Origin of the sequence: Streptomyces sp. RLB3-17 (assembly GCF_007113425.2) — a bacterium.
GTDB lineage: Bacteria > Actinomycetota > Actinomycetes > Streptomycetales > Streptomycetaceae > Streptomyces > Streptomyces mirabilis_D.
Map to the genome: position 1 here is coordinate 6,333,993 of NZ_CP041610.2, position 20,687 is coordinate 6,354,679.

The 20,687-nt window shown below is 69.8% G+C and carries 19 protein-coding genes; 9 read left to right on the top strand and 10 right to left on the bottom strand.

Going from position 1 to position 20,687, the window contains the following annotated elements; translation table 11 throughout:
- Positions 1-24: 24 nt before the first annotated feature.
- Entirely contained in the window at positions 25-1,290 is a 1,266-nt protein-coding gene (locus FNV62_RS28755) for an ion channel protein (RefSeq protein ID WP_143627591.1), read from the bottom strand.
- A 130-nt stretch (positions 1,291-1,420) separates the two neighbouring features.
- Between FNV62_RS28755 and FNV62_RS28760 the strand changes: the two genes are divergently transcribed.
- The gene (locus tag FNV62_RS28760; protein WP_143627593.1) at positions 1,421-2,188 is read left to right on the top strand and encodes a MerR family transcriptional regulator; all 768 of its coding nucleotides are present in this window, start codon (positions 1,421-1,423) and stop codon (positions 2,186-2,188) included.
- A 73-nt stretch (positions 2,189-2,261) separates the two neighbouring features.
- Here FNV62_RS28760 and FNV62_RS28765 read toward each other — a convergent pair whose 3' ends face one another.
- On the bottom strand, positions 2,262-2,627 hold the full coding sequence (locus FNV62_RS28765) for a YbjQ family protein (RefSeq protein ID WP_143652131.1): 366 nt from the start codon (positions 2,625-2,627) through the stop codon (positions 2,262-2,264).
- A gap of 166 nt (positions 2,628-2,793) precedes the next feature.
- Here FNV62_RS28765 and FNV62_RS28770 point away from each other — a divergent pair, with 166 nt between their 5' ends.
- On the top strand, positions 2,794-3,798 hold the full coding sequence (locus tag FNV62_RS28770) for a DedA family protein (RefSeq protein ID WP_143627595.1): 1,005 nt from the start codon (positions 2,794-2,796) through the stop codon (positions 3,796-3,798).
- A 96-nt stretch (positions 3,799-3,894) separates the two neighbouring features.
- On the opposite strand, the gene FNV62_RS28775 is transcribed toward FNV62_RS28770, so the two are convergent.
- Entirely contained in the window at positions 3,895-5,535 is a 1,641-nt protein-coding gene (locus tag FNV62_RS28775) for a threonine/serine ThrE exporter family protein (protein WP_097285683.1), read from the bottom strand.
- Positions 5,536-5,653: 118 nt separating this feature from the next.
- The gene (locus tag FNV62_RS28780; protein ID WP_054237475.1) at positions 5,654-6,145 is read right to left on the bottom strand and encodes an inorganic diphosphatase; all 492 of its coding nucleotides are present in this window, start codon (positions 6,143-6,145) and stop codon (positions 5,654-5,656) included.
- Between the two features lie 79 nt (positions 6,146-6,224).
- Between FNV62_RS28780 and dacB the strand changes: the two genes are divergently transcribed.
- The 6 genes from dacB to folE all read left to right on the top strand — a co-directional run bounded on the left by dacB (position 6,225) and on the right by folE (position 13,976).
- Entirely contained in the window at positions 6,225-7,838 is a 1,614-nt protein-coding gene (gene dacB, locus FNV62_RS28785) for a D-alanyl-D-alanine carboxypeptidase/D-alanyl-D-alanine-endopeptidase (RefSeq protein ID WP_143627597.1), read from the top strand.
- Between the two features lie 120 nt (positions 7,839-7,958).
- Positions 7,959-9,083 carry a zinc-dependent metalloprotease gene (locus tag FNV62_RS28790; protein ID WP_097285685.1) on the top strand — a complete coding sequence of 375 codons (1,125 nt, stop codon included), beginning with the start codon at positions 7,959-7,961 and terminating at the stop codon, positions 9,081-9,083.
- Between the two features lie 192 nt (positions 9,084-9,275).
- Complete coding sequence (tilS, locus tag FNV62_RS28795) at positions 9,276-10,283, top strand: tRNA lysidine(34) synthetase TilS (protein WP_097285686.1); 1,008 nt, start codon at positions 9,276-9,278, stop codon at positions 10,281-10,283.
- Positions 10,284-10,441: 158 nt separating this feature from the next.
- Positions 10,442-11,002, top strand: a complete 561-nt coding sequence (gene hpt / locus FNV62_RS28800) for a hypoxanthine phosphoribosyltransferase (RefSeq protein ID WP_054237479.1) — start codon at positions 10,442-10,444, stop codon at positions 11,000-11,002.
- A 198-nt stretch (positions 11,003-11,200) separates the two neighbouring features.
- Positions 11,201-13,228, top strand: a complete 2,028-nt coding sequence (gene ftsH, locus FNV62_RS28805; RefSeq protein ID WP_054237480.1) for an ATP-dependent zinc metalloprotease FtsH — start codon at positions 11,201-11,203, stop codon at positions 13,226-13,228.
- Positions 13,229-13,370: 142 nt separating this feature from the next.
- Positions 13,371-13,976: a GTP cyclohydrolase I FolE gene (gene folE, locus FNV62_RS28810; RefSeq protein WP_054237481.1), complete on the top strand. Its 606-nt coding sequence runs from the start codon at positions 13,371-13,373 to the stop codon at positions 13,974-13,976.
- A gap of 106 nt (positions 13,977-14,082) precedes the next feature.
- On the opposite strand, the gene FNV62_RS28815 is transcribed toward folE, so the two are convergent.
- The 6 genes from FNV62_RS28815 to FNV62_RS28840 all read right to left on the bottom strand — a co-directional run bounded on the left by FNV62_RS28815 (position 14,083) and on the right by FNV62_RS28840 (position 19,274).
- Positions 14,083-14,571, bottom strand: coding sequence for a DUF3180 domain-containing protein (locus tag FNV62_RS28815; RefSeq protein ID WP_054237482.1), 489 nt, complete (start codon positions 14,569-14,571; stop codon positions 14,083-14,085).
- 56 nt (positions 14,572-14,627) lie between these two features.
- Entirely contained in the window at positions 14,628-15,239 is a 612-nt protein-coding gene (gene folK, locus FNV62_RS28820; protein WP_060901576.1) for a 2-amino-4-hydroxy-6-hydroxymethyldihydropteridine diphosphokinase, read from the bottom strand.
- Positions 15,236-15,595, bottom strand: coding sequence for a dihydroneopterin aldolase (folB, locus tag FNV62_RS28825; protein ID WP_097285688.1), 360 nt, complete (start codon positions 15,593-15,595; stop codon positions 15,236-15,238). The genes folK and folB overlap by 4 nt, the downstream gene beginning before the upstream one ends.
- 290 nt (positions 15,596-15,885) lie before the next feature.
- Positions 15,886-16,380: a nuclear transport factor 2 family protein gene (locus FNV62_RS28830; RefSeq protein WP_097285689.1), complete on the bottom strand. Its 495-nt coding sequence runs from the start codon at positions 16,378-16,380 to the stop codon at positions 15,886-15,888.
- The gene (folP, locus tag FNV62_RS28835; RefSeq protein WP_143608863.1) at positions 16,377-17,237 is read right to left on the bottom strand and encodes a dihydropteroate synthase; all 861 of its coding nucleotides are present in this window, start codon (positions 17,235-17,237) and stop codon (positions 16,377-16,379) included. The genes FNV62_RS28830 and folP overlap by 4 nt, the downstream gene beginning before the upstream one ends.
- 231 nt (positions 17,238-17,468) lie before the next feature.
- Positions 17,469-19,274 carry a phosphatidylglycerol lysyltransferase domain-containing protein gene (locus FNV62_RS28840; protein ID WP_097285691.1) on the bottom strand — a complete coding sequence of 602 codons (1,806 nt, stop codon included), beginning with the start codon at positions 19,272-19,274 and terminating at the stop codon, positions 17,469-17,471.
- Between the two features lie 223 nt (positions 19,275-19,497).
- Between FNV62_RS28840 and FNV62_RS28845 the strand changes: the two genes are divergently transcribed.
- Entirely contained in the window at positions 19,498-20,628 is a 1,131-nt protein-coding gene (locus tag FNV62_RS28845; RefSeq protein ID WP_097285692.1) for an alpha/beta hydrolase-fold protein, read from the top strand.
- The last annotated feature ends 59 nt before the right edge of the window (positions 20,629-20,687 follow it).

The following is a 20,687-nucleotide window of genomic DNA, read 5'->3' on the forward strand; positions in this document are numbered from 1 at the left end:
ATCGGATCGGAGGGGCCTGTCGGTTCACCGGATCGCGCTCCCGTCGGCGCGCAGCTGCATCTGCGGGCGTCCGGTGACGATCAGCCAGGCCGGTACCGAGGCCAGCACCAGCAGGGGCAGCACGGCAGGCTGGGCCACCAGGACGGCCGCCGTGAACAGACTGATCCAGCCCTGCCGGGTGACGGCCAGGAGCACACCCAGGACCGCGCACACCACGGCGAGCGTGGGATTCACCTGCGGTACCAACGCGTGCGCGCACAGCCCGAGAGCTACCCCGGCGAACACGGAGGGAAAGATCCGGCCGCCCCGGAAGCCGCACGAGGTGGCGACCAGCAGCGCGGCCAGCTTCACCGCGAACATCAGCGCGAACCGTCCCGCCGACCAGCCCTCCGGGTTAGCCGCGAGGGTCTTCACCTCGTCCAGGCCCTTGAAGAGCGTCAGAGGCCCGCCCAGCGCCCCCAGCAGCCCCAGGACGAGACCGCCCACGGGAAGCGCCACCATGGGGTGCCTGAGCCGCGAGAAGGCGCCGTGGGCGTAAGGGAGGGCGCACACCGCTGTCATCCCGATCGCCGCGGCCAGCGAGGCGACCACCAGGGCGCTCAGCAGGTCGCCCCAGTGGGGGCCTTCGTAGGCGGGCAGCGCGAGGTCGAAGCTCGGGTGCTCGAGCAGCATCATGGTGAGCGCGCCCGTGCCGCCCGCGAGCAGCGGCGGCAGCAGCCGGTCCCAGAGGGCGCCGGGCCCCGGCTGCCCGGCCAGTACCTCGGAGAAGATCAGCGCTGCGGCCACCGGCGTACCGAACAGGGCGCCGATCGTGCCCGCGACCGCCAGGCCCACCCACAGCCCCACGGCGGAGCCCGGGATCACGCGGGTGCCGAGCCAGTAGGCGAGGGCCACGTTGACCGCCGTGATCGGGTTCTCGGGGCCCAGGCTCACCCCGCCCGCCAGCGTCAGGACGGTGGCGACGAGCAGCCCGGGCAGAACGCGGGGTGGCAGGGGAGCGTCGACCAGACCCGTGGTCGCCGGATCCGGCCCCGCGTGCCCCGGCACCTTCCACACGACCAGACCCACCGCGATGCCGGTCGCCGTGAGCATCACGACCATCCACACCACGGAGTAGCGGCCCACACCCAGTGCGTCCGGAAGGGTCTCCCACAGGACGTCCTTGAACCGGTCGGCGAGCAGGCTGACGCCCAGCAGGACGAGCGCCGCGGCCACACCGACCACCACGGAGGGCACGATCAACGGCAGCAGACGCCGTAAGGGGGTCGCCGTGGACGCATCGGTGCTCACGGCCACACCCTAAGCGGGCAAAAGGCGCACAACATCCCTAAGGGTGCGATTCGGGATCCGAGGAATTCCGGCTTGCACCTCACGTGGCGTGAGGGCCGATGGTGGGACACGTACCGAGGAAGGAGCGGAAGTGGGCTACTCAGTGGGCCAGGTCGCCGGTTTCGCCGGGGTCACGGTGCGCACCCTGCACCACTACGACGAGATCGGCCTGCTCGTTCCGAGCGAGCGCAACCACGCGGGGCACCGGCGCTACAGCGACGCCGACCTCGACCGGTTGCAACAGATCCTGTTCTACCGGGAGCTGAGCTTCCCGCTCGACGAGGTCGCGGCCCTGCTCGACGACCCGGGGGCGGACCCGCGCGCGCACCTGCGCCGCCGGCACGAGCTGCTGACCGCCCGGATCGAGAAGCTGCAGAAGATGGCCGCGGCCGTGGAGCACGCCATGGAGGCACGCACGATGGGCATCAACCTCACGCCCGAGGAGAAGTTCGAGGTCTTCGGGGGCAAGGATCCCGAGGAGCACGCGGAGGAGGCCGAACAGCGGTGGGGCGGCACGGCGGAGTACGCCGAGTCGCAGCGCCGCGCCGCCCGCTACACCAAGGGCGACTGGCAGCGCATCCAGGACGAGGTCGCCTCCTGGGGCGAGCGCTACGCCGCCCTCATGGAAGCGGGCGAACCCGCGACCGGCGAGCGGGCCATGGACATGGCCGAGGAACACCGGCAGCACATCGGCAAGTGGTTCTACGACTGCTCGTACGAGCACCACGGCTGCCTCGGCGCGATGTACGTGTCCGACGAACGCTTCAAGGCGTACTACGACTCCATGCGCCCGGGTCTCGCCGAACACCTCAGGGACGCGATCACGGCGAACGCGGCCCGGCACTCCCAGGAAGCCTGACGGCAAGGCGGTAAGGGGCACCCGCCACTGCGGGTGCCCCTTACCGGATTCCGGTTCCGCGGCCGGTCGCGCCCTACTCCTTCACCAGGACCACCGCGGTGCCGTACGCGCACACCTCCGTGCCCACGTCCGCCGCCTCGGTCACGTCGAACCGCATCATCAGCACGCCGTTCGCCCCCCGCGCGCGTGCCTGCTCGACGAGTCGTTCCATGGCCTGGTTGCGGGTCTCCACAAGGGTCTTGGTGAGCCCCTTGAGCTCGCCGCCGATCATCGACTTCAGACCCGCGCCGATCTGGCTGCCCAGATGCCGGGATCGCACGGTGAGGCCGAACACCTCGCCGATGACCTGCTGGACGCGGTAGCCGGGCGCGTCGTTCGTCGTCACGACCAGGACGTCCGACTGGGGTCCCTGGCCGCCTCCGTATTCATCGATGCCCATGGCCCACAGCTTTGTCCCAGTGGGCACACAGTGCATCCTGGGGGCACTGGTGGAACCTGGCACGGACACTGTGCGTTGATAGCTTTGGCCGACAGTACTGATGTGCTGCCGTACTGCCGTCCCAGGACCGCCGTACTTTTCCTTCACCCCTCAGGAGCCCGGAACCGTGACGACGCTTGCCCTTGGTCCAAGCTGGCTGGATCCGAACACGCTCCTGGACAACTTCGGCATATGGGGCCTGCTGCTCGTCGTCTTCGCCGAGTCCGGCCTGCTGATCGGCTTCTTCCTGCCGGGTGACTCGCTGCTGTTCACCTGCGGCCTGCTGATCACGTCGAACCAGCTGAACTTCCCGCTGTGGGGGGCCGTCGCCCTGATCTGCGTCGCCGCGGTCCTCGGCGACCAAGCGGGTTACCTGTTCGGCAAGAAGGTCGGCCCCTCGCTCTTCACCCGCCCGGACTCCCGCCTCTTCAAGCAGGAGAACGTGGTCAAGGCCCACGAGTTCTTCGAGAAGTACGGGCCCAAGTCCTTGGTCCTCGCCCGCTTCGTGCCCATCGTGCGCACCTTCACGCCGATCATCGCGGGCGTCAGCGGCATGAAGTACCGCTCCTTCCTCACCTTCAACATCATCGGTGGAGTCCTGTGGGGCGCGGGCGTCACGCTGCTCGGCTCCTGGCTCGGCAAGATCGACTTCGTCAAGAACAACATCGAGGCGATCCTGATCCTGATCGTCCTCGTCTCGGTGGTCCCGATCGCCATCGAGTTCCTGCGGGCGCGCTCCAAGGCCAAGAAGAACCCGCCGGCGCCTCAGGCCCCCCAGGGCCCGGCCGCCTACCAGCAGCAGCCCACGCCCCCCGCCATGGACGACGCGACGCGTCCGCTGCGCATGCACCAGCCGCAGCAGGGCCATGACCCGTACCAGCAGGACCGGCACCAGCAGGACCAGTACGCCCAGGGATACCCGCAGCAGCAGCCCCAGCAGCCGTACGGCAACCAGGACCAGGGTTACTACCAGGGCCAGGGCTACGACCAGAATTACGGTCAGAACTACGACCCGAACTACGACCCGAACTACGACCAGGGCCAGGCCTACCCGCCCCGCCAGGGTTACCCGCAGCAGCAGCCTTACGGCAACCAGGACCAGAGCTACCAGCAATACCCGTACGGCAACTGAGCGCCCCGAAAGGGGCGCGAGGAACTGCGCGATCAGCCACCACAAGCCCGCGGTCGAGGCCGAACAGAAGCGGCCGAGCTCTCGTGCGCCCGGCCCTCAGAACCCCCGCGTCCGCTTCGCGGCCCTGCGCTCCCCGGCGGAGCCCCCCGGCAGTCGCAGGAACAGCCGGGAGATCTCCGACCCCAGGTTCACACCGATGGCGATGGCCATGGCGAGCGCCGCGGCCTTGGAGAGCGACACCAGGCCCTTGTCGACGTTGCTCTGGGCGATCGACAGCAGCCCGAAGTAAGTGGCCGACCCTGGGAGCAGGGGCCCTATCGCGGCGGTCGTGTACGGCAGCGCGGACGCGAACCGGTAGCGGGACAGCAGCTGCCCGAAGAGGCCCACCAGGCCCGCCGCGACGGCGGTGGAGGCGACCGGCGAGATACCGCCCGGGTAGTGCATCGCCCCGTACACCGACCAGGCGACGCCTCCGTTGAGGGTCACCGCGAGCACGGTGGATCGTTCCTGCTGGAGCAGGACGGCGAAGGTCAGCGACAGCAGCATGGCGGCGGCGATCTGTACCAGGGGCCGTTCGGAGATGCTGAGCGCCTGGTCCGGATTGAGCGCGGCGCCGAACTTCACGCCGAAATAGAGCACGATGAGGACGCCGACGATGATGCCGACGAAGAGGTACATGACCTCCAGGAGGCGCGCGGACGCGGTGATGTAGAAGCCGGTCAGTCCGTCCTGGACGCCCGCGACGAGCGCCCGCCCGGGCAGCAGCGCGAACAGTCCACCGGTGATCACCGCGGACGAGTTCGTGTCGACGTGCGCGAGCTGGAGCGCGACACCTATCGCGGCCGGCGGCATCGCGGCCACCGTGAACTGGTAGAACTCCGGCAGCCCGCGCCCCGCGAAGAGCCAGGCCAGCCGGTCGCCCAGCATCGCGCCGAGCGCCGCGGCGACGAACACGATCGCGTCACCGCCCACGAGCACCGAGGCCGCACCCGCCAGCAGCCCGGTGCAGCCGGTCAGCACCCAGCCGGGATACGGGTGCCGGTTGCGCCGCATCTCCGCGAGGCGCCGGTAGGCCTCCTCCAGGGAGAACGTGGTCTCCGGGTCGCTCAGGTCGTCGACGAGCCGGTAGACGGCCGCGAGCCGTGTGTAGTCGGTGCCCCGGCGGCGTACGGTCCGGGAGGCCGTCACGGGATCGTCCACCAGGGACGGCTGGTGCGAGATGGACAACAGGGTGAAGGTGACGTTCGGCTCGCAGCGGTCCAGGCCGAACGAGCGGCAGACGGCGAACATCGCCGTCTCCACGTCCTCGGCGCCCTCACCGCCCGCGAGCAGCAACTCGCCGATGCGCAGCGTCAGGTCGAGCACGCGGGGGACGGCCGGGCCGACCTCGTCCTCCTTGTGCAGCAGTTCGGGTGCCGGACGCTCGGCCACCGGCATGCGCAGCATCGTGCGCATCCGGTCCTGCCAGGGCACGTCCTTGGTCAGGCTGACCACGGGGACGCCGGTCGCCGGTGTGAAGGCTGGCGGGGCGTGTTTCGCGCTGTAGGTGTGCGGGGTACTGAACGCCGACCCCTCGGACTCGGTGCCGGCCGTCTCGGGCGGCACGAGCCCCTTGGGGACCGCGAACTCCGACGTTGTCCCCGATTCGTCCTCGACCGCCGGTGCCACGCCGTCCGGCTGCGCGAAGGCACTCCTCGCCTCGTCCGACTGCGGTTTGCGGTCCTCCGCGTCCGTCACCCACCACTCCCGCTGTTGCCGACCGTGCACCTCCCGTACGCCCCAGTATGCGCACGGATACGCGAACGGGCCGCGCCACCCCGGGAGGGGTCACGCGGCCCGCGGGGCTCAGGAGGGATCAGTGACCGCCCTGCTCCTTCAAGCGCTTGTAGGAACGCTCGATCTCGGCCTCGGCCTCCGCGCGGCCGACCCAGTTGGCGCCCTCGACGGACTTGCCGGGCTCGAGGTCCTTGTAGACCTCGAAGAAGTGCTGGATCTCCAGGCGGTCGAACTCCGACACGTGGTGGATGTCCCGCAGGTGCTCCACACGCGGGTCGTGCGCCGGGACGCACAGCAGCTTGTCGTCGCCGCCGGCCTCGTCCGTCATACGGAACATGCCGATCGCGCGGCACTGGATGAGGCAGCCCGGGAAGGTCGGCTCGTCCAGGATGACCAGCGCGTCCAGCGGGTCGCCGTCCTCGCCGAGGGTGTTCTCGACGAAGCCGTAGTCGGCCGGGTAGCTGGTCGAGGTGAAGAGTCGACGGTCCAAGCGGATCCGACCGGTCTCGTGGTCCACCTCGTACTTGTTCCGCGAACCCTTCGGAATCTCGATCGTGACGTCGAACTCCACCGGTGGCTCCTCCATGATCAACACATAGTTCTGGTGGTTAAGTGTCCCTCACGCAGGTGTGTGATCGCGAAAGGGGCTGGTGGTCGTGCCAGAGCTGAGGGCTTGGCGGGCCGCGAGACCGCATGTGGTGCGGATCAAGCGGACCGTGCAGCCTCGTGTGACGCGGGTCGCGCAGGCCGTGCAGCCGCGTGTGACGAGGGCTGCGCAGTCCGTGCGACCGCATGTGGTGCGGGCTGCTCAAGCCGTACGGCCGCGTTCCGTGAAGTTCACGACCCCGCGGCTCACAGCCGTCGCCGCCACCGCGGGCCTGGCACTCGCGGCCGGGGCGGTGGCCTTCGCCGGCCCCTGGGACTCCTCCGGTCAGCGTACGGCCGAGCGTGACTGGGCCGCATCGCGAGAAGGGGAGGGTGGCGCAGATCACGGACGTAGTTCCGATACGTCCCCCACGGCGCCGAAGCCCGCGCCCAGCGCCGCCTCCGTGCTGACGGGTCTCGGCGGCTCCACCGTCTCGGTGCCCGCACCCACCCAGAAGGCCCTCACGAGCACCCTCGACCGGCTCCTGGGCGACCCCGCGCTCGGCGGGCGGCGCACGGCCGTGGTCGTCGACGTGGCGACCGGCAAGCGGCTGTACGGCAAGGGCGCCGACGACGCGCACACCCCGGCCTCCACCACGAAGATCGCCACCGCGGTCGCCGCGCTCTCCGCGGCGGGCGCCGACCACCGCATCGAGACCCGCGCGGTCCTGGAGCCCGGCACCAAGGAGGTCGTGCTCGTCGGCGGCGGCGACCCCACGCTGACCGCTCGCAAGGAGGCGGCGGGCTGGGCGAGCCTGCGCACCCTGGCCGACGAGACGGCGACGGCCCTGAAGGCCCGTCATCTGAACCAGGTGACGCTCTCGTACGACACCTCGCTCTACGCCGGTCCCGCCCTGCACCCCATCGGCACCAACCCCAACCTCGCGCCGGTCAGCGCCCTGATGGTCGACGAGGCCCGCACCGACGACTCGGCCAGCGGCCCGGTCACCCGCGCCGCGGACCCGGCGGCGGACGCGGCCGGGAAGTTCGCGGGGCTGCTGGAGGCCAAGGGCATCAAGACGACGACCCCCGGCCTCTCCAAGGCGACGAACGGCTCACAGTCCCTCGCCTCGGTCTCCTCGCCGCCGCTGTCCGCCCTCATCGAGCGGATGCTGACGAACAGCGACAACGACATCGCGGAGGGCATGGCCCGCCAAGTCGCCCTCGCCACCGGCCGACCGGCCGACTTCGACGGCGGCGCGGCGGCGATCGACGCCGAGCTGAAGAAGCTCGGACTCCCGCTGTCCGGCGCGCACTTCACGGACGGCAGCGGTCTGAACCGGGACGACAGGCTCACGGCGGACCTGCTCACGGCCCTCCTGGTCAAGGCCGGTGACCCCGCCCACCCCGAACTCCGGCCGATCCTGACCGGTCTGCCGGTCGCGGGTTTCACGGGCACCCTCAGCGACCGTTACGCCGACGACGCGTCCGGCACCGGCCTCGTACGCGCCAAGACCGGCACGCTGACCGGGGTGAACACCCTGGCGGGCACGGTCGTCGACGCCGACGGCCGGCTGCTGGCCTTCGCGTTCCTGGCCTCCGACACGACCGACCCGTCGGCGGCCCAGTCGGCCCTGGACCGCACGGCCTCGGCACTGGCGGGCTGCGGCTGCCGTTAGGGCCTGCCCGGCCGGGTCCTGGGCACCACTCGTACCACGAGCCCCGTGCGCCCCCGAGCACGGGCGCATCCGGTGCCTTACCCCTCACCGCACTTGGACCCGCTCACGTACGGTTGACGCATGACGAGCATCGGTGGTGCCGAGATGGTCGACTGGAATCTCGCGGTGGCGACCGCGACACGGCTTGTGCGGCCTGGCCCCGAGGTGAGCCGCGACGAGGCCCGAGAGGTCGTCGCGGAGCTGCGCCGGCATGCGAAGGCCTCGGAGGAACACGTCCGGGGCTTCACTCGTATGGGCACGGACGACCTCCACGACACCCCCATCCTGGTGGTGGACCGCCCGGGCTGGGTCCGGGCGAACGTCGCGGGGTTCCGGGAACTCCTGAAGCCCCTGCTGGACAAGATGCAGGAACGGCGGGGGACCACCCCGGGCGGGGCCGTCCTCGGCGCCGTCGGCGGCAAGGTCACCGGCGTGGAACTGGGCATGCTGCTGTCGTTCCTGTCGTCGCGCGTCCTCGGGCAGTACGAGACCTTCGCCCCGGCGACCAGGGAACTCCCGGCGGGTGAGAACGGCGGCGGCAGGCTCCTTCTCGTCGCGCCGAACATCGTCCACGTGGAGCGCGAACTCGACGTGGAGCCCCACGACTTCCGCCTGTGGGTGTGTCTGCACGAGGAGACGCACCGTACGCAGTTCACGGCCGTGCCCTGGCTGCGCGACCACCTGGAGGGCGAAATCCAGTCTTTCTTGGGCGAGACCGAGGTCGACCCCATGACGGTCCTGGAGCGCATCAGGGAGGCGGCCCAGTCGCTCGCGGGCGGCCGTCCCGAGGGCGAGGAGGACGACGGGGGCCGGTCCCTGGTCGAGATCGTGCAGACGCCGGCCCAGCGGGAGATCCTCGGCCGCCTCACCGCCGTGATGTCCCTCCTGGAGGGCCACGCGGACTTCGTGATGGACGGCGTGGGTCCGGACGTGGTCCCGTCCGTGGGCGAGATCCGCGAGAAGTTCCAGCAGCGCCGGGCCAGGGGGGCCTCACGGCTCGACCTCGCCCTGCGCAAGCTGCTCGGTTTGGATGCCAAACTGAAGCAGTACAGGGACGGTGAGCGGTTCGTGCGCGCGGTCGTCGATCAGGTGGGCATGGACGGCTTCAACCGTGTCTGGACTTCCCCGAACACCCTCCCGACCAAGACGGAGATCGCCAAACCGGCGGACTGGGTCGCACGGGTGCACCGCAAAGCGGAGTCGTGAACCCTACGGCAAGGTCGTGAAACGAATTCGGCCGACGGCAGGTGAACGCCCCTCCAATCACCCGTCCGAGGGACCGTGAGCCAACGGTAGGCGTGCAATGCTCGGGGAACGGCCCGTTTCTGTCACCATCTACACACTCTGTGTGACCAGGCTCGGGCTCACCCCCCGAAAACTTCATGAAGGGAACCGGACATGGGTCCCCATCCTGCGGTCGCGGCGATACGCCTGGCGGTCCGCCGCGTACTCCACGACGTCCTCTCCGACCACACCCGTCCCCCAGGCGAGTCCTCCCCGCTCGTCCTCGTCGCCTGCTCCGGTGGCGCCGACTCCATGGCGCTCGCCTCGGCTCTCGCCTTCGAAGCCCCCAAACTCGGCATCCGCGCCGGTGGCATCACCGTGGATCACGGTCTGCAGCCCGGCTCCGATCTGCGCGCCGACGACGTCGTCTCCCGCCTCGTCGAGCTCGGCATGACCCCCGTCGAGTCCCTCGCCGTCACCGTGGGCCGCGACGGCGGCCCCGAGGCCGCCGCCCGCGACGCCCGGTACGCCGCCCTGGACGCCGCCGCCGAGCGCCACGGCGCCTCCGCCGTCCTGCTCGGCCACACCCGTGACGACCAGGCCGAGACGGTTCTGCTGGGCCTCGCCCGCGGCTCCGGCATCCGCTCCCTGTCCGGCATGGCCGCGGTCTCGGGGGCCGGCGGCCGTTACCGCCGACCGTTCCTGCACCTGGACCGGCAGACCGCCCGCAAGGCCTGCATGGTCCAGTCGCTGCCCGTCTGGGACGACCCGCACAACGCCGACCCGGCCTACACCCGCTCCCGGCTGCGCCACGAGGGCCTGCCCGCCCTGGAGAAGGCGCTGGGCAAGGGAGTCGTCGAGGCCCTCGCCAGGACGGCACAGCTGTCCCGTGACGACGCCGACGCCCTCGACGCCTGGGCCCGCCAGGCCGAGGCCTCCGTACGCGACACGGCGGGCCTCCTGGAGTGCGCGAAGCTCTACGCCCTGCCGCCCGCCGTACGCCGCCGCATCCTGCGCCGCGCCGCCATCGAGGCGGGCGCCCCGGCCGGTTCGCTGTTCGCCCGCCACATCGAAGAAGTCGACCGGCTGATCACCGGCTGGCGCGGCCAGGGAGCCATCAATCTCCCGGGCAAAGTCGTCGCTCAGCGACAGGGTGGCAGACTGGTGATTCGGCAAGGCTGAAACCGGACCCTCCATCGGGACCGCTCACGCGGCTCTCCGGGACCCCTCACTCGGGTCGCGGGCGGTCCGGGCGGCCGAGCGAGTGAGCCGAAGGGGAGCGACATCGGCGCCCCGTAGGTGAACGAGCCCGAAAAAAGTGGGACGGACGACCGAAAGTGATGCGGGTGGACGCGAAAGACATGGGCACCGACCTCAAGTCGGTGCTCATCACCAAGGAAGAGATCGACGCCAAGCTGGCTGAGCTGGCTGCGAAGATCGACGCGGAGTACGTGGGCAAGGACCTGCTGATCGTCGGTGTCCTCAAGGGCGCCGTCATGGTCATGGCGGACCTCGCGCGTGCGCTGTCCACCCCCGTCACCATGGACTGGATGGCGGTGTCGTCGTACGGCGCCGGCACCCAGTCCTCGGGTGTGGTGCGGATCCTCAAGGACCTCGACACCGACATCAAGGGCAAGCACGTCCTGATCGTCGAGGACATCATCGACTCCGGGCTGACCCTGTCCTGGCTGATCTCCAACCTCGGCTCCCGCGAGCCGGCCTCCCTCAAGGTGTGCACGCTGCTGCGCAAGCCGGAGGCGGCCAAGGTCGCGATCGACGTGGAGTGGGTCGGCTTCGACATCCCGAACGAGTTCGTGATCGGCTACGGCCTCGACTACGCGGAGAAGTACCGCAACCTCCCGTTCGTCGGTACGCTCGCGCCTCACGTCTACGGCGGCTGAACCTCCGGGTCGCAGTCCTCGTAGGACGATCGGGAACCCCAGCGGGTTTCGCGCCGTTGGAGCATGCGTGGGAGGGATTCCCAGTCGTCCCCTGCAGCTTCGGGTGACAATGCTGGGGTACCGTCCGAAGAACAGTCTTTAAAAGTCTTTATCAAACTCACTATGGCAGGAGGGACGGGGCGGCACCGCTCCGTATGGATGGACGTGAAGCGATACTTCCGTGGGCCGGTCATGTGGATCGTGCTGGCCGTCCTTGCCGTGGTCGTGTTGATGCAGGTCGTCGGCTCGTCCGGCGGCTACAAGACAGTGGACACTGGCCAGGTCGTCCAGGCGATCAATGACAACAAGGTCCAACAGGCCAAGCTGACCACCGGTGACGAGCAGGTCATCAAGGTGCAGCTCAAGGATGGCCAGAAGGTCTCCGGCAGCTCCAAGATCCAGGCGAGCTACATCGGTGACCAGGGCGTCAACCTCGCCAACACACTCCAGGACAAGTTCCAGAACAAGCAGATTCCGGACGGCTACACGGTCTCGCCGTCCAAGCAGAACCCGTTCCTCGGCATCCTGCTGTCTCTGCTTCCCTTCGTCCTCATCGTCGTCGTCTTCCTGTTCCTGATGAACCAGATGCAGGGCGGCGGCTCCCGGGTCATGAACTTCGGGAAGTCCAAGGCGAAGCTCATCACCAAGGACACCCCGAAGACGACGTTCTCGGACGTCGCGGGCTCGGACGAGGCGGTCGAGGAGCTCCAGGAGATCAAGGAGTTCCTCCAGGAGCCGGCGAAGTTCCAGGCCGTCGGGGCGAAGATCCCCAAGGGTGTGCTCCTGTACGGGCCTCCTGGAACCGGTAAGACGCTCCTCGCACGCGCTGTCGCGGGCGAGGCGGGCGTTCCCTTCTACTCGATCTCGGGTTCCGACTTCGTCGAGATGTTCGTCGGTGTCGGTGCCTCCCGAGTCCGTGACCTGTTCGAGCAGGCCAAGGCGAACGCTCCGGCGATCGTCTTCGTCGACGAGATCGACGCGGTCGGCCGCCACCGTGGCGCCGGCCTCGGCGGCGGTCACGACGAGCGCGAGCAGACGCTGAACCAGCTGCTCGTCGAGATGGACGGCTTCGACGTGAAGGGCGGCGTGATTCTCATCGCCGCCACGAACCGGCCCGACATCCTCGACCCGGCGCTGCTGCGTCCCGGCCGCTTCGACCGCCAGATCGCGGTCGACCGCCCGGACATGCAGGGCCGTCTGGAGATCCTCAAGGTTCACCAGAAGGGCAAGCCGGTCGCGCAGGACGTCGACCTCTCGGCCGTCGCCCGTCGCACCCCCGGCTTCACGGGTGCCGATCTCGCCAACGTGCTCAACGAGGCCGCGCTTCTGACGGCCCGCAGCGACTTGAAGTTGATCGACAACTCCATGCTGGACGAGGCGATCGACCGCGTGGTCGCGGGCCCGCAGAAGCGGACCCGGATCATGTCGGACAAGGAGAAGAAGATCACCGCGTACCACGAGGGCGGCCACGCCCTGGTCGCGGCGGCGTCTCCGAACTCCGACCCGGTCCACAAGATCACGATCCTGTCGCGTGGCCGTGCCCTCGGCTACACGATGGTCCTGCCGGACGAGGACAAGTACTCCACGACGCGCAACGAGATGCTGGACCAGCTGGCCTACATGCTGGGCGGCCGCGCGGCCGAGGAGCTCGTCTTCCACGACCCGACCACGGGTGCTGCGAACGACATCGAGAAGGCCACCGCAACGGCCCGCGCGATGGTCACGCAGTACGGCATGACCGAGCGGCTGGGCGCGATCAAGTTCGGCGGCGACAACACCGAGCCCTTCCTGGGCCGGGAGATGTCGCACCCGCGTGACTACTCGGAAGAGGTCGCCGCGCTCGTCGACGAAGAGGTCAAGAAGCTCATCGAGAACGCGCACAACGAGGCCTGGGAGATCCTGGTCGAGAACCGCGACGTCCTCGACGCGCTGGTGCTCCAGCTGCTGGAGAAGGAGACGCTGAGCAAGGAGCAGATCGCCGAGATCTTCGCTCCGATCCACAAGCGCCCGGCCCGCCCCGCGTGGACCGGCTCCTCCCGGCGCACCCCGTCCACCCGCCCGCCGGTGCTCTCCCCCAAGGAGCTGTCGCTGACGAACGGGGCGAACGGATCGACGCCGGCCATCGCCAATGTGACGGAGTCCGTCCCGGCGAAGGAAGTGGCTCCGGAGGATCGCTCCGAGAGCTGACCCGGCTCCTGGTGGCCCCACCAGGCCCGGAATGGATGCCGCGCCCCCCAGGTTCTAGCCTGGGGGGCGCGGCATTTTGGCACGACCGCATGTTTTTGACGCGTCGACCAGCACGCGCAAGATCCACAGGAACGAGGACCACATGACCGACCCCGTGACGCTGGACGGCGAAGGTGTGATCGGCGAGTTCGACGAGAAGCGCGCGGAGAACGCCGTACGGGAGCTTCTCATCGCGGTCGGCGAGGACCCGGACCGCGAGGGACTGCGCGAGACGCCCGGGCGGGTCGCCAGGGCGTACAGGGAGATATTCGCGGGGCTGTGGCAGAAGCCCGAGGACGTGCTGACGACCACCTTCGACCTCGGACACGACGAGATGGTGCTCGTGAAGGACATCGAGGTCCTCAGCAGCTGTGAGCATCACCTGGTGCCGTTCGTCGGCGTGGCCCATGTCGGCTACATCCCGTCCACGGACGGCAAGATCACGGGCCTGTCGAAGCTGGCCCGGCTCGTGGACGTCTACGCCCGGCGGCCACAGGTGCAGGAACGCCTCACCACGCAGATCGCCGACTCGCTGATGGAGATCCTGGAGCCGCGCGGGGTGATCGTCGTCGTGGAGTGCGAGCACATGTGCATGTCGATGCGCGGGGTGCGCAAGCCCGGCGCGAAGACCATCACCTCGGCCGTGCGCGGCCAGCTGCGCGATCCCGCCACCCGCAACGAGGCGATGAGCCTGATCATGGCGCGTTAGGGCCTGTCCGGCGGATCATGCTCACCCGCGCTTGTGGGGCGCGGTCACTTTCCTCCGACCTGATCCCCTGGCGCCCCTGCGCACGCTCGGCGGCGCGGCCCGTCCGTCAGGCGACCGGGGCCGCGCCGCCGTGGTCGTTGTCGTCGTCCTCCGGGAGCTTGCAGACGCGCTCCAGGAAGAAGGCGGCCGCTATCACGGCGATGCCGGCGAGGACCGAGAAGCCGGCGTAGATGGCCTGGTCGCGACGGGCGGGGATGTCCAGGGACTCGAGCAGGAACGCGCCCGTACCGCCGTACATGCCCGACACGAGGGCGGCGACCAGGGCGCTCGCCTGGCCGAAGACGACCGCGCGGGCCGCCATCAGGGGGTCGACGCCCTTGGCGCCGGGGCGGCGTTCACGCTGGGCCTTGAGGCGGGCGCGCAGCGAGAGCGCCGTGGACAGCAGGACGACGGCGATCAGGGCCAGGACGATGGGGGCGGCCAGCGGGACCCGCGGGAGGGTCCCCACCGCGCTCCACAGGCGCGCGCCTGCCCAGGACAGCACACCGGCCACCACGAACACGGCTGCCAGCGTCCTGATGCGCAGCTGTTTCACGTTGTTGTCCCTTTGCCCCTCTTGTAAGCCCGTCTTGGTCGTCCTGACCTTAACGACTACTCGGGCAGCCGGAGTTCCAGGTCGGGCCGGGGCAGGACACCTTCCCGGGTGACGGCGGTGAGCAGGTGGTTCACGGGGCCGCGGCCGGGCAGCTGGGCCTCGGGCTCCACGTCGTGCCAGGGGGCCAGCACGAAGGCCCGTTCGTGGGCGTGCGGGTGAGGGAGGGTCAGGACCGGGTCGCCGGAGACGACCTCGGCGTACGCCACGATGTCCACGTCGATCGTGCGCGGGCCCCAGCGCCCGTCCCGTACGCGGTGGAAGGCCTCCTCGATCGCGTGGGCCCGCTCCAGGAGCGAGGACGGCGGGAGGGTGGTCTTGAGGACCACGACCGCGTTGAAGTACGTCGGCTGGCTGCCGGGTTCGACGCCCCAGGGCTCCGTCTCGTAGACGGGGGAGACCGCCTTGACGCGGACGCCGGGGGTGTCCTCCAGGGCGTCGATGGCGCCCTGGAGGGTCTCCAGGCGGTTGCCCAGGTTCGAGCCGAGGGAGAGCACCGCCCGTTTCGGGTTCTGCAGGGTCGTGTCGGCGGCGTCCACCCGCTCGACCACGGAGGCGGGCACCGGCTGTACGGTCGGGTCGCTCTGACCCTCGGTGAAGTAGGCGGTCATACTCGGCTCCGGGTGATCGTGACGGTCACGTCGTCGAAGGGGACCGTGATCGGCGCGTCCGGTTTGTGCACGCAGACCTCGACCTCCTGGACCCCGTCGTGCTTCAGGCAGGTCTGGGCGATGTGCTCGGCGAGGGTCTCGATGAGGTTGACGGGCTCGCCCTCGACGACGGCCACGACCTCCTCGGCCACGATGCCGTAGTGCACGGTCTTCGACAGGTCGTCCTCGGCCGCGGCCGGTCGGGTGTCCAGGCCCAGTGTCAGGTCCACGATGAAGGTCTGGCCTTCCTCGCGTTCCTTCTGGAAGACACCGTGGTGCCCGCGGGCCTTGAGGCCGCGCAGCGCGACACGATCCACGCGAATCACTCCTGCAATCGTCGGTAGCGGCCGATGTCCACCGAGTACGGTCGGCGCACCGGCCTCGAACGAATCTACCTGCGGGCACTGACAGAGCTCACCCACGGGACACGCGCCCACATGATGGGCACGAGGCTTCATCGGGCGTTTCCCCTGGGGAACACGGCGGCTCACGGGTTGGTAGCCGCCCCTACCCAGCGGTTCGTGATTCCAACCACTCCTTGGTGCCGGCGGACATCCCGCCCACCCGACCGGGCGTGTCCAGGGGCTCAGCGGGGGTGTTCTCGTCCTCAGCCGGGGGTGTCCTCGTCCTCCTCCTCGCCCGATTCGGCGAGGACCGGTGAGGCGTGGTGCGACCAGAGCTTCCAGCCGTCGGCCGTGCGGCGGAACACGTTCGTGGCGACGACCAGCTGGCCGACGAGGGGGCCGAGCTCGTCGCTGTCCTCGGGGGCGGGGCCGCCGCTCAGGATGTTCTCGGTGCAGGTCACCAGCGCGGTGTCGCCCGTGACGGAGACGTGCACGTCCGTGAGGAAGAACTGGATGTACTCCGTGTTCGCCATGATCAGCGCGTACGAGCGCAGGACCTCGCCACGGCCGTTGAGGACCGGCCAGCCGGGGTGGACGCAGGAGATCACCGCGCCGTCGCCCTCGATGTCGTCGTCGGCGGTGTCCAGGGGAGCCAGCCACTGCGACGACAGTCCTTCGAAGTCACCCCGCTCGAGTGCCTCGTAGAAGGCGGTGTTGGCGAGTTCGACCTGCTCGACGTCGGTGCGGGGTGCGCTCACTGGGCTCCCTCTACGGCCCGGGCGACTCGTACGGCGTCGGCGGTGGCCCGTACCTCGTGGACCCGGACCGCCCAGGCACCCTGGTGGGCGGCGAGCGCGGAGACGGCGGCGGTGGCGGCGTCCCGTTCGCGGGCCGGCGGCGGGGCGCCCTCAGGGCCCGCCAGTACGCGGCCCAGGAACCGCTTGCGGGAGGCGGCGACGAGCAGGGGGTGGCCGAGTTCGCTCAGCCGGTCGAGGTGGGCGAGCAGCGACAGGTCGTGTTCGGAGTCCTTGGAGAAGCCGAGGCCCGGGTCGACGACGATGCGGTCGGGGGCGACGCCGCCCGCCAGAACGGCCTCCACGCGTGTGTGCAGCTCGTCGACGACTTCGGAGACGACGTCCGCGTACGTCCCCCTCACGTTGCCGCCCTCGAGGAAGCCGCGCCAGTGCATGACCACGAAGGGTGCGCCGGCCGCGGCGACGGCGGGGATCATCGCGGGGTCGGCGAGACCGCCGCTCACGTCGTTGACGAGGGCGGCGCCCGCGGCGAGCGACTGCTCGGCGACGGATGCGCGCATGGTGTCGACGGAGACGGTGACGCCCTCGGAGGCGAGGCCGCGGACGACCGGGATGACGCGCTTGAGCTCTTCCGCCTCGTCGACGCGGGTCGCGCCGGGGCGGGTGGACTCGCCTCCCACGTCCACCAGGTCGGCGCCCTCGGTGACCAGGTGGAGGCCGTGTTTGACGGCGGCCGTCGTGTCGAACCAGCGGCCGCCGTCGGAGAAGGAATCGGGGGTCACGTTGACGACCCCCATGACCGCGCAGCGGTCCCAGGTCGGCAGTCCCGCGACGTGGCCGCGGCGGCGCTCGGAGTTCATACGTCCAGCCTAGGCCTCCGGCGGGGGGCCGAATCGTCTGCGGGTTCGCTCCGGCGGGGGTCTTTTGGCCGCTTACCGGACTGTTTCCCGCCCACCCGTCCGACTCGGTCGGGCCAAGCAGGTGCCGCGAAAAGGGCGGAAGTGTCGATATCGGGCACCCAGGAAGACCGCGGCCCGAGCGAGGGTCCCCAGGGCTGGGGTAGGGGCCCTCGCTCGGGCCTGTTCAGGGGGCTACGCCGCCCTGACCCCGCGTTCCGCCACGCCGTGGGCGCACGGGCGCGGAGCCGGTGTGCGGCGGCGCAGCAGGCTCGGGAGGGCCAGGTTCACGAAGCCCTCGGCCTGCATGGCGGCGATGCCGATGCGCGGGAGGTCGCGGGAGGAGCGGTAGACGACGAAGCGGGGCTCCCAGCGGGGGCGGAACTTCGCGTTGAACTTGTACAGGGACTCGATCTGGAACCAGCGCGAGAGGAAGACGAGCAGGCCGCGCCAGGCCCGCAGCACCGGCCCCGCGCCGATCTTCTCGCCGCGGGCCAGCGCCGAGCGGAACATCGCGAAGTTGAGCGAGATCCGCTTGATGTCGAGTCGTGGGGACGCCTCGAGCGCCGCCACGATGAGGAGCTCGTTCATGCCGGGGTCGGCCGAGCGGTCGCGGCGCATGAGGTCGAGCGAGACACCGTCCGTGCCCCAGGGGACGAAGTGCAGGACGGCCTTCAGGTCGCCGTACGGGCCGAGCGCGTCGTCCGCCTTGTGGGCGGTGGCGATCAGGCAGTCGCCGTCGGACGGGTCGCCGATGCGGCCGAGCGCCATGGAGAAGCCGCGTTCGGTGTCCGTGCCGCGCCAGGCCTCCGCCGCGCGGCGTATCCGCTCCAGCTCGCCCTCGCTGAGGTCACGGATGCGCCGCACCCGGGTCTCGTAGCCAGCCCGTTCGATGCGCTTCACCATTTGACGCACGTTGCGCATCGCGCGTCCGGACAGGGAGAAATCCGCGACGTCCACCACCGCCTCGTCGCCCAGTTCGAGGGCGTCGAGGCCGGTCTCACGGGTCCACACCTCGCCGCCCGTCTCCGAGCAGCCCATGACGGCGGGGGTCCAGGAGTGGGCCTTGGCCTCGTCCATGAAGCGTTCGATGGCGCCGGGCCAGGCCTCGACGTCGCCGATGGGGTCGCCGCTGGCGAGCATCACGCCGGAGACGACGCGGTAGGTGACGGCCGCCTTGCCGCTGGGGGAGAAGACGACGGCCTTGTCGCGGCGGAGCGCGAAGTGGCCGAGCGAGTCACGACCGCCGTGCTTGTCCAGCAGGGCCCGAAGCTGGGTCTCGTCGTTCTCCGTGAGGCGGGCGGCGGGGTGCTCGGGCCGGAAGGCCAGGTAGATCGTGGTGACGGCGGTCAGCCAGCCGAGCGCGCCGAGCGAGAAGGCGACCGTCCAGGACGTGGATCCGGCGTAGTCGACGGGGCCTTCGAAGCCGACCAGGCCGTACAGGACGTGCGTGATGCGATCGGCCAGGCTCGGGTCGCCGACCATCCGGTTCTGGTGGGCGCTGACGATGACCAGCCCGAGGGCGAGGGAACCGGCGCCCATGAGGACGAAGTTGGCGAGCGCGCGCCAGCGGCTGCGCGGATCGGGCAGGGCGGCGAACTCGCTCCGGTGGCGCAGCAGTGGTGCGAGCAGCGCGAGGGAGATGACGACGCCGATGATCGAGTGGCGGTAGGCGAACTGGGCGACGGCACCCGCCGGCAGCAGGGCCACGGCGGCCCGCCACGCTCGGCGCTTGCGGCGCCGCAGCCCATGAGCGAGCAGCAGCAGGAGTACGCCGGCGCTGAGCGACAGCGCGGCGGCGAAGGGGCCGAACGAGCCGGGCAGCACCTCGGCCATGGCGTGCATACGGCTGCGCCGGAAGCGCGGGAAGACCCCCGCGGCGATGTCCAGGACCCCTACGAGTGTGCAGGCCCTGGCGACGAGGGCGGGAACGGCATCTGGGCGCGGACCACGGAGTATGCGTCGCGTCCTGCCCGTGCGGTCTGGAACCTCGCTCGACATTTCCCCATCTATCCTGACAGACATCGCATCCCGTAGTTCTGCGAGAGACCTTGAATCCGGCGCCATTCCGGCATCCGGCGACATTGCGCCCTCTAGGACGGTGTCTTGGGGGGTCAGGTTCACTCCCCAACGGAAAGCCGGTTCAAAAGGCAAGGAAAGTCCAGGGCAAGGCCCCGCGAAGCAGCAGGGCGGCCAGGGGCGGAAAGCGCAGGCAGGACAGCTCATGGGTCTCACGAGCAACAAGGTGCTAGTGCTGGCGGTTCTGTCCGCCGTGCTGCTGTTCGTCGGCACGGTGTGGTGGTGGCCACGGCTGGCGCGTCGTAACTGGCGGGCCGTCATCGGACGGATCGGACTGCTTCTGGTCACCCAGGTGGCGATCTTCGCTTCGATCGGCCTGTTCGCCAACCAGGCGTTCGGGTTCTACGCGAGCTGGGCGGACCTCTTCGGTCAGGAGAGCGGCCAGGGCGTGGTCGTCTTCCACGGCGGCCGGGGCGGCTCCGACGGCGGGCCTCTCCAGGTGGTCGACACCCAGCCGGTGAGTGTGTCGGGCGGGACCCGGCCGCAGATCGGCGGCCAGATCCAGAAGGTCGACATCGTCGGCCGTACGACACACATCGCCACGCCCGCGTTCGTCTACCTTCCCCCCGAGTACTTCCAGTCGCGCTACCGCACCCGCACTTTCCCGGCGGTCACGATCCTCACCGGCTACCCGGGTACCGCCGCGGCGCTCATCAAGGGCCTGCACTATCCGCAGACGGCTCACGACTTGTCCAAGAACGGGCAGATGCAGCCGATGATCCTCGTCATGATGAGGCCGACGGTCGCGCCGCCGCGGGACACGGAGTGCGTGGACATCCCGGGCGGTCCGCAGACCGAGACGTTCTTCGCCAAGGACCTCCCCGATGCCGTGTCGGCTCACTACAGGGTGGGCAAAAAGCCCGGAAGTTGGGGCATCGTCGGTGACTCCACGGGCGGCTACTGCGCGCTGAAGCTGGCCATGCACCACCCCGAGTCGTACGCCGCCGCGGCGGGACTGTCGCCGTACTACAAGGCGCCGATCGACCCCACGACGGGTGACCTCTTCCACGGGAACAAGGAGATGCGCAACAGCGCGGACCTGCGTTGGTTCATGCAGCACAAGCCCGCCCCCGCCACATCGCTGCTGGTCACCAGCAGCAAGGTGGGCGAGCACAACTACAAGGAGACCCTCAAGTTCATCAGCCTCGTGCAGTCCAAGCACCGCACCCAGATCGCGTCGATCATCCTCGACAGCGGCGGCCACAACTTCAACACGTGGCGGCGGGAGATCCCGCCGACGCTTCAGTGGCTCAGTGGGCGGCTGAGCGACCGTTGACCGTCGTCCCCGAATAGGTGGCGGCCCGCGTGATCCGTGCCGAGCCTCCTGGAATTCAT

Excerpts from the sequence above, each read along its gene's own strand:
- FNV62_RS28790 (WP_097285685.1), top strand. The coding sequence starts at position 7,959 with ATGACGAGCATCGGTGGTGCCGAGATGGTCGACTGGAATCTCGCGGTG.
- folE (WP_054237481.1), top strand. The coding sequence starts at position 13,371 with ATGACCGACCCCGTGACGCTGGACGGCGAAGGTGTGATCGGCGAGTTC.
- FNV62_RS28765 (WP_143652131.1), bottom strand. The coding sequence starts at position 2,627 with ATGGGCATCGATGAATACGGAGGCGGCCAGGGACCCCAGTCGGACGTC.
- ftsH (WP_054237480.1), top strand. The coding sequence starts at position 11,201 with ATGGACGTGAAGCGATACTTCCGTGGGCCGGTCATGTGGATCGTGCTG.
- hpt (WP_054237479.1), top strand. The coding sequence starts at position 10,442 with ATGCGGGTGGACGCGAAAGACATGGGCACCGACCTCAAGTCGGTGCTC.
- folP (WP_143608863.1), bottom strand. The coding sequence starts at position 17,237 with ATGAACTCCGAGCGCCGCCGCGGCCACGTCGCGGGACTGCCGACCTGG.
- FNV62_RS28840 (WP_097285691.1), bottom strand. The coding sequence starts at position 19,274 with ATGTCGAGCGAGGTTCCAGACCGCACGGGCAGGACGCGACGCATACTC.
- folK (WP_060901576.1), bottom strand. The coding sequence starts at position 15,239 with ATGACCGCCTACTTCACCGAGGGTCAGAGCGACCCGACCGTACAGCCG.
- tilS (WP_097285686.1), top strand. The coding sequence starts at position 9,276 with ATGGGTCCCCATCCTGCGGTCGCGGCGATACGCCTGGCGGTCCGCCGC.
- FNV62_RS28845 (WP_097285692.1), top strand. The coding sequence starts at position 19,498 with ATGGGTCTCACGAGCAACAAGGTGCTAGTGCTGGCGGTTCTGTCCGCC.